At 65.3% G+C, this 11347-nt stretch carries 12 protein-coding genes and 1 pseudogene; 7 read left to right on the top strand and 6 right to left on the bottom strand.

What is annotated here, in order from left to right:
* Positions 1–412 (top strand): winged helix-turn-helix domain-containing protein (locus VFH65_RS08745; protein WP_353320751.1); only part of this gene is annotated, 412 nt, incomplete at its 5' end.
* A complete protein-coding gene (locus VFH65_RS08740; protein WP_353320750.1) occupies positions 409–1089 on the top strand; it encodes a sirohydrochlorin chelatase in 681 nt (226 codons plus the stop codon). The genes VFH65_RS08745 and VFH65_RS08740, both read left to right, overlap by 4 nt.
* A gap of 11 nt (positions 1090–1100) precedes the next feature.
* On the opposite strand, the gene nirD is transcribed toward VFH65_RS08740, so the two are convergent.
* The 4 genes from nirD to VFH65_RS08720 form a co-directional block, all read right to left on the bottom strand.
* Complete coding sequence (nirD, locus tag VFH65_RS08735) at positions 1101–1448, bottom strand: nitrite reductase small subunit NirD (protein WP_353320749.1); 348 nt, start codon at positions 1446–1448, stop codon at positions 1101–1103.
* Positions 1449–1455: 7 nt separating this feature from the next.
* On the bottom strand, positions 1456–4008 hold the full coding sequence (gene nirB, locus VFH65_RS08730; protein WP_353320748.1) for a nitrite reductase large subunit NirB: 2553 nt from the start codon (positions 4006–4008) through the stop codon (positions 1456–1458).
* A 152-nt stretch (positions 4009–4160) separates the two neighbouring features.
* Positions 4161–4919 carry a class I SAM-dependent methyltransferase gene (locus VFH65_RS08725; protein ID WP_353320747.1) on the bottom strand — a complete coding sequence of 253 codons (759 nt, stop codon included), beginning with the start codon at positions 4917–4919 and terminating at the stop codon, positions 4161–4163.
* A 53-nt stretch (positions 4920–4972) separates the two neighbouring features.
* Positions 4973–5731 (bottom strand): isocitrate lyase/PEP mutase family protein, encoded by a 759-nt coding sequence (locus tag VFH65_RS08720; protein ID WP_353320746.1) that lies wholly within the window; start codon positions 5729–5731, stop codon positions 4973–4975.
* Between the two features lie 112 nt (positions 5732–5843).
* Here VFH65_RS08720 and VFH65_RS08715 point away from each other — a divergent pair, with 112 nt between their 5' ends.
* The 5 genes from VFH65_RS08715 to VFH65_RS08695 are packed head-to-tail and all read left to right on the top strand — an operon-like array spanning position 5844 to position 9942.
* Complete coding sequence (locus VFH65_RS08715) at positions 5844–6140, top strand: hypothetical protein (protein WP_353320745.1); 297 nt, start codon at positions 5844–5846, stop codon at positions 6138–6140.
* Positions 6141–6188: 48 nt separating this feature from the next.
* Complete coding sequence (locus tag VFH65_RS08710; RefSeq protein WP_353320744.1) at positions 6189–7010, top strand: hypothetical protein; 822 nt, start codon at positions 6189–6191, stop codon at positions 7008–7010.
* A 43-nt stretch (positions 7011–7053) separates the two neighbouring features.
* Positions 7054–8979: a fumarate reductase/succinate dehydrogenase flavoprotein subunit gene (locus VFH65_RS08705; protein WP_353320743.1), complete on the top strand. Its 1926-nt coding sequence runs from the start codon at positions 7054–7056 to the stop codon at positions 8977–8979.
* On the top strand, positions 8979–9731 hold the full coding sequence (locus tag VFH65_RS08700; protein WP_353320742.1) for a succinate dehydrogenase/fumarate reductase iron-sulfur subunit: 753 nt from the start codon (positions 8979–8981) through the stop codon (positions 9729–9731). The genes VFH65_RS08705 and VFH65_RS08700 overlap by 1 nt, the downstream gene beginning before the upstream one ends.
* Positions 9732–9786: 55 nt before the next feature.
* Positions 9787–9942: a hypothetical protein gene (locus VFH65_RS08695; RefSeq protein ID WP_353320752.1), complete on the top strand. Its 156-nt coding sequence runs from the start codon at positions 9787–9789 to the stop codon at positions 9940–9942.
* Between the two features lie 23 nt (positions 9943–9965).
* Here the strand turns inward: VFH65_RS08695 and VFH65_RS08690 are convergent, their stop codons facing one another.
* Positions 9966–10451, bottom strand: a complete 486-nt coding sequence (locus VFH65_RS08690) for a flavin reductase family protein (RefSeq protein ID WP_353320741.1) — start codon at positions 10449–10451, stop codon at positions 9966–9968.
* A gap of 313 nt (positions 10452–10764) precedes the next feature.
* A pseudogene (locus tag VFH65_RS08685) lies at positions 10765–11347 on the bottom strand (dihydrodipicolinate reductase); the annotation flags it as partial.

The following is an 11347-nucleotide window of genomic DNA, read 5'->3' as shown; positions in this document are numbered from 1 at the left end:
TGCGCGACCGCTGGTGCGGCTGGGCGTGCCGACCTCGGCGCCGGAACGAATGCGGTTGGGCGCGTTGGCCCGTCACATCACCGACGAACTGCCGCTGCTGCAATCACGCACCGTGCGGGTGGCAGGTCACACATTGGAGATTCGCGGTACCTGTGTGATGGTCGACGGCGTGGTCAAATCGCTGTCGCCGGCAGGAATGGCGACGATCCGGGCCTTGGCCCATCGTCCCGGCGCGGTGGTGTCACGAAGCGACCTGCTCGGCGCGTTGCCTGGCAGCGGCACCGACACCCACGCGGTGGAGACCGCGGTGCTGCGCCTGCGAACGGCGTTGGGCGACAAAAACATTGTCTCGACCGTTGTGAAGCGCGGCTATCGGCTGACCGTCGACGACGATTTGTCACACGCGTTATGAGTCTCTTGTTGGTGGCGCACGGCACGCGCAAGCAACGCGGGGTGTCGATGATCGGCGATCTCGCGCACAAGGTTTCGTCGGTGCTTGGCGAGCAGGTGCACGTGTCGTTCGTCGACGTGCTCGGCCCGACGCCCTCCGAGGTGTTGGCGTCGCTAGACGGGCCCGCGGTCGTCGTGCCTGCGTTCCTGTCCCGCGGCTATCACGTCAGCAGCGACATTCCCGCGCACGTCGAGGCCAGCGGACGTACCGACGTCACAGTCACCGAGGCGCTCGGCCCTGGGCCGCAGCTGGTACGGGTACTGGCCGACCGGCTTATCGAATCGGGCTGGCGCCAAGACGATTCGGTGATCCTCGCCGCCGCAGGCACATCGGATCCGTCAGCCCAGCGCGACCTGCACATGATGGCGACCTGGCTATCGGCGACGACGGGTTCGCGTGTGGAGTTGGCCTTCGCCGCCACGGGTACACCGCGGGTCGCTGACGCGGTGGCTACGCTGCGACGCCGCGGCGCGCGACGGGTGATAGTCGCGTCATACCTATTGTCGGAAGGGCTGTTTCAGGATCGACTGCGGTGCAGCGGCGCCGACGTGGTGACTGAACCGCTGGGCCTGCATCCCGGGTTGGTGCGGCTGATCGCAAACCGCTTTCGCCGCGCCCAGGTGCCGATCGCGGCCTGAGCGCGAGCAGACTAGGCGCCGACTTCTACTTGGCCGTCGGCGGTTACGCGCGTCGCATACACCGGCAACGAGACTTCAGGATCGTCGAGGCATCGGCCGTCGTCGAGGGCGAACGCCTGCTTCTTAATCGGTGTCTGAACGGTCGGCCGCCCGCCGCGGTCACCCACGATGCCGCGCGACATCACCGCTGCCCCAGAGAAGGGGTCGATGTTGCCGACCGCATGCAGAGACCCGTCGTCGAGCCGGAACAACGCGACCTGCGTGCCGTCGGCCAACAGCACTCCCACGCCGCGGCACGGGATCAGGTAGTCGTACGCGCACGCGGCCGTCCACACCTGGACATCGTTGAGCAGAGTCATGATTCGGCTATCCCCGTACCTTCGGCATGCCAATGGGCACTATGCGCCCGGACTGTTCGGTGAACTCGATCGTCGGATCGGCTACATCGGGCGCGTTCACGAACGATACGAACCGCGACAGCTTGTTCGGATCCTCGAGCACGCCCTTCCACTCGCACGCGTAGCCGGCGACGTGGCGCTCCATGGCCTCTTCGAACTCCGCGGCCAGGCCGAGCGAGTCGTTGCAGACCACCTCACGCAGATGGTCCAGGCCACCGTCCATCGCCTCCAGCCACGGCGCCGTGCGCTGCAAGCGGTCAGCGGTGCGGATGTAGAACATCAGAAACCGGTCGATGTAGCGGATCAGCGTCTCATCGTCGAGGTCGCCGGCCAGCAGTTGCGCGTGCCGGGGTGACATTCCACCGTTGCCGCACACATAGAGGTTCCAGCCCTGCTCTGTGGCGATGACGCCGACGTCCTTGCTTTGGGCTTCGGCACATTCGCGCGCACATCCCGAGACGGCCATCTTGATCTTGTGCGGTGCGCGCAGGCCCCGATAACGCTTCTCGATCTCGACGGCCATGTTGACGGAATCCTGCTGGCCGTAGCGGCACCAGGTGCTGCCGACGCAGCTCTTGACCGTCCGCAGCGCCTTGCCGTACGCGTGGCCGGACTCCATGCCTCCGTCGACCAAGCGTCGCCAGATCTCAGGAAGCTGGTCCACCCGCGCGCCGAACATGTCGATGCGCTGGCCGCCGGTGATCTTGGTGTACAGGTTGAAGTCGCGGGCGATCTCGCCGATCAGGATCAACTGCTCGGGGGTGATCTCACCGCCCGGCGACCGCGGCACCACCGAGTAGCTGCCGTTCTTTTGGATGTTGGCCAGGAAGTGGTCGTTGGAGTCCTGCAGCGAGGCCTGCTCACCGTCGAGGATGTGCTCCGAACTCGTGGACGCCAGGATCGACGCGACCACGGGTTTGCAGATGTCGCAACCCTTTCCGGTGCCGAAGCGTTCGATCAGCCCGGTGAAGGTCCGGATCGACGTCGCGGCGACGATCGAGAACAGCTCCGCCCGCGACTGGCTGAAGTGTTCACACAGCGCCTTCGACTGCTCGACGCCTTCGGCTTCCAGCAGCTGCTTGAGCAGCGGCACACATGAGCCGCACGAGGTGCCCGCCAGCGTGCACTTCTTCAGCTCGGGGACGTCGCAGCAGCCACCCGCGATGGCCTCGGTGAGATCACCCTTGGTGACGTTGTTACACGAGCAGATCTGCGCGGTGGGCGGAAGTGCGCCGACGCCCAATGCCCCTGCGCCACCTTCAGATCCGGCCGGGGCGATCAACGCCATCGGGTCGCCGGGAAGCCTCTCGCCGACCATTGGCCGCAGCACGCCGTACGAAGATGCGTCGCCGACCAGGATGCCGCCAAGCAGCGTCGTGGCATCGTCGGACAGCACCAGCTTGGCGTAGGTCTGATTGACCGCGTCGTTGACCACCACTTCGAGGCAGTTCGGCGTCTGGCCCATCGCGTCGCCGAAGCTGGCGACGTCGACGCCGAGCAGCTTGAGCTTGGTCGACATGTCGGCCTCGGGGAACTCCGCGGCGCCGCCGAGCAGCCGGTCGGCGACGACCTCGGCGCTGGTGTAGCCGGGGCCGACGAGGCCGTAGCAGCGGCCCTCGATGGCGGCAACCTCGCCGATCGCATAGATGTTGGGATCTCTTGTAGCACAAGACAAATCGGTGAGCACGCCCCCGCGCTCGGCAACGTCGATATCCGCCCCCCTTGCCAACTCGTCGCGCGGACGCACACCCGCCGCGAAGACAACGAGGCCGGCCTCGATGACCGTCCCGTCGCTCAGCGTCACCCGCACCGAGTTGTCCTCGGCGGACCGCCGGACGGGCCGGTTGCGTTGCGCCGGCTCGATAGCTTGGGTACCGACGCCGACATGCACCACGATGCCGAGCTCGCTCATCATCCTGCCGAGCAGGGCACCGCCTGCCTCGTCCAGCTGCTGGGCCATCAGCCGTGGCGCCATCTCCACGACGTGGGTTTGCAGCCCGAACTGGCGCAGCGCGTTCGCGGCTTCAAGGCCGAGCAGGCCGCCGCCGATCACGACGCCTGCGGGCGCATGACCGTTCTCGACGGCACGCATAGCGTCGGCGCGGATCGCGTCGAGATCGTCGAGGGTGCGGTAGACGTGGCAGGACGGTAGGTCGTGCCCGGGCACCGGCGGGACGAACGCGTACGAGCCGGTGGCCAACACCAGCGCGTCGTAGTCGACGCGCTCCCCGTCCGCAGTCACCACCGCCTTCGCAGCGCGGTCGATCTCAGCGACGGGACTGCCGAGCCGAAGGTCGACGAGGTCGTCGCCGCTGTAATCGTTGCCCGGCAGAGCGAGCAGATCGCGGTCCCAGTGTTCGGTGTAGCCGGTGAGCCCGACCCTGTCATAGGCGGCGTCGGCTTCCTCGGCGAGCACGGTGACCCGCCAGCCGCCGTCGGGATCGCGCGATCTCAACGCCTCGACGAACCGGTGACCGACCATGCCATGGCCGACCACCACGACGTTTCTTGCTGACCGCATGTGCAGAAGGCTAAGCAGCCGATATTGCCGCAATGTCGCCCCATGTGAAGCGCCGATCACGGTGTGCTCACCGCCGCCGCCATCGCGATGTGAGCCGTTCACTTTCGGCGAACGCCCAGCTGGAACATGAGCGTATTCGACTCAAGTTATGCCTAGGCGCCGACCACCGCCGCCAGATACTCGCCCCGGTACCGCAACGACCCGTCGGCGGCTTCGTTTGCGTCGTTGACCCAGCCCAAAAACGTCTCGTGAACCAGCTGGTCTCCGAGTTCGGCCCGCGCGGCGATCAGCGGGGGAAAGCTCGTCTCCATGAAGTGTGCATAGCTTTCGGGTGAGGGCTCGTTCCACTCGACCTCGTGGCGCTCGAATTCGGCTCCGTCACCGAGCAGCTCGCGCACGTGATCCTCGGTTCCCCACAGCAGCGGGGGTTCGAAGCCGTCGGGCGGCGGTGGCGAGATGCCGCCGAGCCGCCGGAACATCTCGCCGATGTTGCCCTCGGGCGTCCAGCAGGCGATCGCGATGCGCCCACCCGGGCGGCACAGGCGGCGCAGCTCGTTCGCGGTGCGTCTGTGGTCCGGGGCGAACATGTGCCCGATGGCCGAGATCACGCGATCGAAGCTGCGGTCGCCGAACGGCATGGCCTGGGCGTCACCCTCGACCCACTCGATGTCCAAATTCGCTGCCGTCCCGCATTGGCGCGCGATCTCGAGCAGACCCGGTGAGAAGTCCAGACCGGTGACACGAGCCCCGCGCTTGGCCGCAGGGATGCTTGCGTTGCCTGCGCCGCACGCGACGTCGAGCACGTCCATTTCAGGACCGATGTCCGCGCACGCCACCAGGATTTCCCCGATGGACGCCACCTTGTCGGCTACGGATTTGTAGTCGCCCGTGCCCCACATGTCCTCGGCCATGGAGACAAGCATTCGCTTCTCGCCAACGGCTTAGGCGCGGATTCGCACTTCTCCTACGTCCAACGGCCGAGGATTTCCCGGGCCCGCGCCGCCAACGCCCATTGAAAGAACGGGCCGAAGCTGATCCGTCCCACTCCGAGCGGTCCGAACGATGCCGGGTCGTCCTGGTCTGGCAATGCGATCGCATTGATCGGCAGTGGCAGCTCAGAAGCCAACCGCCGCAACGTGTCTGCGTCGTGGCGCCCCACCGGATACAGCACGTCGGCGCCGGCCGCGGCCGCCTCGGTCAGCCGCGCGATGGCGCGGTCGACGCGGTCCGATTCGTCGCCGTCCTGGCGGAGGAACAGATCGGTGCGCGCATTGACCACCACGTGCACGCCTGACGCATCGGCAGCCGCGCGCAGCGCGCCGACGAGTTCGGCATGCTCGCTGGCCGACCGGAGCCGGCCACCCTCGCTGTGCACGGTGTCCTCGATGTTCAGCCCCACAGCGCCTGCGTCCAGCAGGCCTTCGATCAGGCGGGTGGGCGCCTGTCCGTAGCCCGATTCGATGTCGACCGAGATAGGCACGTCGACGGCCGCGGTGATCTGCTTGACGCGGGTGAGCAGCTCGTCGAACGTCATGCCCTCCTGGTCTGCCTTGCCGATGGAGTCCGCCACCGGGTGGCTGCCAACAGTGAGTGCGGCAAAGCCCGCCTCGACCGCGAGGTTGGCCGACCACGCATCCCAAACCGTCGGCAAGAACACCGGGTCACCGGGCTGGTGCAAAGCCAGCAAGGCGTCGGCCCGCTCCTTGAGAACCTCGTTGGACAATGTCCTACCTCCGCTTGTCTGACGTGATCTGTCTCACTCTGAACAGCATGATGTAGCTAGCATCGGGTGTCGTACTGTGATCGCTGACACCCTTCAGCCCAAGGAGGTCAATTTGTCCGCCACAACCGAACTCACCGAGCTGCACGAGCTAATCGGCAGCTTACGACGCTGCGTGACGTCGTTGGCGTCGAAATACGGGGACAGCCCCGCGACGCGGCGCATCGTCAACGATGCCGAACGCATCCTCAACGACATCGATCGGCTGGACATTGACGCCGAAGAGCTGGAGCTTGCCCGCGGCGTGACCCATCACCATCACGGCGGCGAGCGAATCCCGATCCCGGACACCCAGTACGACACCGACTTCTGGCGCGATGTCGACGACGAGGGTCTCGGCGGCACCCGATGAGCTCGTGATCGCGGCCGCGCCGGGATACATCAACACCGAGAGGGAACTGTGAGCGCACCCACCGCCGACCGCAAGGCGACCGGCGTCTACTCGCCAGGCCGTGCCGAGATACCGCAGCGCACCCTGCGCACTGACCGGTGGTGGCAGTCACCACTGATCGTGGATTTGGGCTTCGCCGCGTTCGTGATCTACGCGACGGTGCGGGCGTTCCTTCAGAACAACTACTACGTAGCCGAATACAACTACCTGACGCCGTTTTACTCCCCGTGCATGAGCAAGGGGTGCCTCCCAGAAGCGAGCCACTTCTGGCCGCAGATCATCCCCGACGTGTGGTGGATTCCGTTCGCGGCCTTGTCACTTCCGTTCCTGCTGCTGTTCCGGCTGACCTGCTACTACTACCGCGGCGCCTATTACCGGTCGGTGTGGCAGTCGCCGACCGCATGCGCCGTCGCCGAACCGCACGCGAAATACACTGGCGAGACCCGCTTTCCGCTGATCATCCAGAACACCCACCGCTACTTCTTCTACGCCGCCGGGATCATCTCGGTGATCAACACCTACGACGCGATCGTCGCGTTCCACTCTCCCACCGGCTTCGGATTCGGTTTGGGCAACGTAATTCTGGTTGTCAACGTGGTCATGCTGTGGGTGTACACGCTGTCGTGCCACTCGTGCCGGCACATCGTCGGAGGCCGGCTCAAGCACTTCTCCAAGCATCCGGTGCGCTACTGGTTCTGGTCGCAGGTGAGCGTGCTCAACAACCGCCACAAGCTGTATGCGTGGATCACGCTCGGCACCCTGATGCTCACCGACTTCTACATCATGCTGGTCGCCAGCGGCACGATTTCAGATCTCAGATTCATTGGCTGACACGGGTTTTCACCACACATTTTTCTGCGAATAGTGAGGGTTTATGGTTGAGGTCGAACGGCACCAGTACGACGTCGTCGTCATCGGTGCCGGCGGCGCTGGTTTGCGTGCTGTCATCGAGGCGCGCGAACGGGGCTTGAAAGTCGCCGTCATCACCAAGTCGTTGTTCGGCAAGGCCCACACGGTGATGGCCGAGGGTGGCTGCGCGGCCGCGATGGGCAATACCAACCCGAAGGACAACTGGCAGGTCCACTTCAAGGACACCATGCGCGGCGGCAAGTTCCTCAACAACTGGCGCATGGCCGAGCTACACGCCAAAGAGGCGCCCGACCGCGTCTGGGAACTCGAGACGTACGGCGCACTGTTCGACCGCACCAAGGACGGGCGCATCAGCCAGCGCAACTTCGGCGGTCATACCTACCCGAGGCTGGCGCACGTCGGTGACCGCACGGGCCTGGAGATAATCCGCACGCTGCAGCAGAAGATCGTTTCGCTGCAGCAGGAAGACAAGGCCGAACTCGGCGACTTCGAGGCGCGGATCAAGGTCTTCCATGAGTGCACGGTCACCGACCTGATCTTGGACAGCGCCGCCGGTGAAAAAAGAGTGGCTGGGGCGTTCGCCTACTGGCGCGAGACCGGCGACTTCATTCTCTTCGAGGCGCCCGCGGTGGTGTTGGCCACCGGCGGCATCGGCAAGTCCTACAAGGTGACGTCGAATTCGTGGGAGTACACCGGCGACGGGCATGCACTCGCGCTTCGTGCAGGCGCGACGCTGATCAACATGGAGTTCGTCCAGTTCCACCCGACGGGCATGGTGTGGCCGCCCAGCGTCAAGGGCATCTTGGTCACCGAGGGTGTGCGCGGAGACGGCGGGGTGCTGAAGAACTCCGAAGGCAAGCGGTTCATGTTCGACTACATCCCGCCGGTGTTCAAGGGGCAATACGCCGAATCCATCGACGAGGCCGACCAGTGGCTCAAGGACAACGACTCGGCTCGCCGCACGCCTGATCTGCTGCCGCGTGACGAAGTGGCACGCGCGATCAACTCCGAGGTGAAGGCCGGCCGTAACTCACCGCACGGCGGCGTGTTCCTCGACATCGCGTCGCGACTGCCGGCCGAGGAGATCAAGCGCCGGCTGCCGTCGATGTACCACCAGTTCATGGAGCTGGCCGAGGTGGACATCACCAAGGAGCCGATGGAGGTCGGACCGACCTGCCACTACGTGATGGGCGGCATCGAGGTCGACCCCGACACCGGCGCCGCCAAGACGCCCGGGCTGTTCGCGGCGGGTGAGTGCTCGGGCGGCATGCACGGCTCCAACCGGCTCGGCGGCAATTCGCTGTCGGACCTGCTGGTGTTCGGCCGTCGCGCCGGGCTGGGCGCCGCAGACTACGTGCGCGCAATGTCCGATCGGCCTGCAGTCTCCGACGACGCACTCGAGACGGCGGCCAAGCTGGCGCTGGCGCCGTTCGAGGGACCGAGCAACGGCGACGCGGCCGAGAATCCCTACACCTTGCAGCTCGACCTGCAGGACACCATGAACACCCTGGTCGGCATCATCCGCAAGGCCGACGAGGTGTCCGAGGCGTTGAGCAAGCTGAACGAGCTCCGCGAGCGTTTCAAGAACATGAAGGTGGAGGGCCACCGGCAGTTCAACCCCGGCTGGCACCTGGCCGTCGACCTGCGCAACATGCTGCTGGTCAGCGAGTGTGTGGCCAAGGCCGCGCTGGAACGCACCGAGAGCCGCGGCGGCCACACCCGCGACGATTACCCGTCGATGGATTCGGGGTGGCGCAAAACCCTGCTGGTGTGCCGCGCTGAAGGTGACACGGTCGTGCCCGACGTGAACATCACCCGCGAGGACCAGGTGCCGATGCGCGACGACCTGCTCGAGTTGATCGACATCGAAGAGCTGGAGAAGTACTTCACCCCTGAAGAACTCGCCAACCACCCGGCAAGGAGAAGCTGATGAGCTACCAAGCGAAATTGCGGGTGTGGCGCGGTGACGATGCCGGCGGCCAGCTACAGGACTTCACCGTCGAGGTCAACGAGGGCGAGGTGGTGCTCGACATCATCCACCGGTTGCAGCAGACGCAGGCCGGTGATCTCGCCGTGCGGTGGAATTGCAAGGCGGGCAAGTGCGGGTCGTGCTCGGCGGAGATCAATGGCAGGCCGCGGCTGCTGTGCATGACGCGGATGTCGATCTTCACGGAGGCCGAGACCGTCACCGTGACCCCGCTGCGGACCTTCCCGGTGATCCGAGACCTCGTCACCGACGTGTCGTTCAACTATGAAAAGGCCAGGGAGATCCCGTCGTTCACGCCGCCGAAGGATCTGCAGCCCGGTGAGTACCGGATGGCCCAGGAGGACGTGAACCGGTCACAGGAGTTCCGCAAGTGCATCGAATGCTTCCTGTGCCAGAACACCTGTCACGTGGTGCGTGATCACGAGGAGAACAAGAAGGCGTTTGCCGGGCCGCGCTACCTGATGCGCCAGGCAGAACTGGACATGCACCCGCTGGACACGCTCGACCGTCGCCCCGAGCAAGCGCAGGACGACAACGGCCTCGGCTACTGCAATATCACCAAGTGCTGCACCGAGGTGTGCCCCGAACACATCAAGATCACCGACAACGCGCTGATTCCGATGAAGGAACGCGCGGCCGACCGCAAGTACGACCCTGTGGTGTGGCTGGGGAACAAGTTGTTCCGGCGGAGCTGATCGCGGGTACCCTTCATAGAGCGGCCAATCAACGACGAAAGGCAGCCCTGTGAACATGCGAGAACCCCATAGCATCAACGACATTCGCACGGCGATTCGCGAACTAACCAGCCGCGCCGAACTGGCCCGCAAAGAGGGCCGCAACGATGAAGCTGCCGAGATCGAGCAGCGCATCAAGGGTTATCGCGAAGAACTCAGCGCGCGTCCCTGACAAAGAGCCGATAGCCGGCTGGGTTATATGCCCAGCCGGCGAAACGTGCTGCGGTGGAAGACAATCGGCGGCACCTCAGGATGCACGGTGATGTCACTGACACGCAGAATGACAATGAGGTGGTCCCCGGCGGGGACCACCTGTTCGATCGCGCTCTCCAGCCACACGCTGGTTCCTTTGATGAACACCGCACCGGTCTCGGTGGACACTGTCTCCAGGCCGGCGAACCGGTCGCCCGTCTTGGCGGCCAGTGTGCGCGCGGCCTCGTCATGCGCCTCGCCCAACACGCTGATGCCCAGGTAGGGCAGGTCCTTGAGCTTGGGCCATGTGGTCGACGTGTTCTGCACGGCGAATGACACCAGCGGCGGATCGAGCGAGACGGGCATGAACGTACTGGCGGCCAGCCCGACCCGCGTGCCGTCGATCTCCGCGGCGATGGCGATGACTCCCGAGGGGAAGTGCCCGAACGCTTCCCGCAGGGTGGTAGGGCTCAAGTCGGCGTGGCTCATCGTTTCCATCTTCACACGTCAGCGTGGGCTGCGGCGACGCCCGGGGCCAGTCCGCCACCGAGTCGATTGACACCAGCGCCCCGAAACATAATTGCGATCTACCTGAACAGAAATACCGGGCCGCTCATTCCGACAAGCTGTCGCGATATCTACACCATGGTCGTGATTGACGGGGGGATCACGACCCTGGTGTACAGATCGCGACTGCCTCGCAGGTCTTGATCGTTGACTCTGCGCGGAGGGCGTTGGCTACTCGCACAACTGTGCCGTGAATGAAGAGTCAATCCCCGCGCTGCGGCAGCCCCGCGCCGCGCTAGTCAGCCCAGCGCTGCGCTTCCACCTCCGCGGGCAGCGGCGGATGCAGCGGAACATCGAGGCCGTCGTAGATGCCCGGCTTCTGGGTGGCCAGCCAGTCGATCGCGCCGAGCAGCCGATTCGCTGCGGTGGTGTTGCCGCCGTCGGCGCGGGTTCCACCAGGCACGTCGGCACGGCTGACGATGGTCAGCTGCGGATCGCCGTCGACGATCACGCGATGGTCACCGATTCCTTCGTCGGGTTGCGGCCACTGCGGCGCACACGACGCATGGATGCGGGTGATGTGGTCGATGACGATCCGCTCACGTCCGCCGGCCCAGCCAATGACCTTGAGCCAGAACGCACCCTGCGTGCCCTTCTCGAACCGGCCCATCACCGTGTCGACCGAGTCTTCGAGCGGAAGCCGCTCCACTTCTTCGGTGATCTCGTCGATCTCGAGACCCAGCCCTCGGCCGATGAGCCGGATGTTGCCGCCCCAGACCATCGTCGGTATCGACGGCAACAGCATCATCGGCACCTCGTCCATGGGCCCACCGAACCCGCACGACACTTTGACCGCGTACGGCTGGTTGTAGGAGGAG

This window comes from Mycobacterium sp. (genome assembly GCF_035697385.1).
In the GTDB taxonomy this organism is placed as follows: Bacteria; Actinomycetota; Actinomycetes; order Mycobacteriales; family Mycobacteriaceae; genus Mycobacterium.
This window is presented reverse-complemented; position numbering and strand designations above follow the sequence as displayed.

Bases quoted from the DNA above. Each gene is read 5' to 3' on its own strand.
- VFH65_RS08740 (WP_353320750.1), top strand. From the start codon at position 409: ATGAGTCTCTTGTTGGTGGCGCACGGCACGCGCAAGCAACGCGGGGTG.
- nirD (WP_353320749.1), bottom strand. From the start codon at position 1,448: ATGACTCTGCTCAACGATGTCCAGGTGTGGACGGCCGCGTGCGCGTAC.
- nirB (WP_353320748.1), bottom strand. From the start codon at position 4,008: ATGCGGTCAGCAAGAAACGTCGTGGTGGTCGGCCATGGCATGGTCGGT.
- VFH65_RS08725 (WP_353320747.1), bottom strand. From the start codon at position 4,919: ATGGCCGAGGACATGTGGGGCACGGGCGACTACAAATCCGTAGCCGAC.
- VFH65_RS08705 (WP_353320743.1), top strand. From the start codon at position 7,054: ATGGTTGAGGTCGAACGGCACCAGTACGACGTCGTCGTCATCGGTGCC.
- VFH65_RS08700 (WP_353320742.1), top strand. From the start codon at position 8,979: ATGAGCTACCAAGCGAAATTGCGGGTGTGGCGCGGTGACGATGCCGGC.
- VFH65_RS08695 (WP_353320752.1), top strand. From the start codon at position 9,787: ATGCGAGAACCCCATAGCATCAACGACATTCGCACGGCGATTCGCGAA.
- VFH65_RS08690 (WP_353320741.1), bottom strand. From the start codon at position 10,451: ATGAGCCACGCCGACTTGAGCCCTACCACCCTGCGGGAAGCGTTCGGG.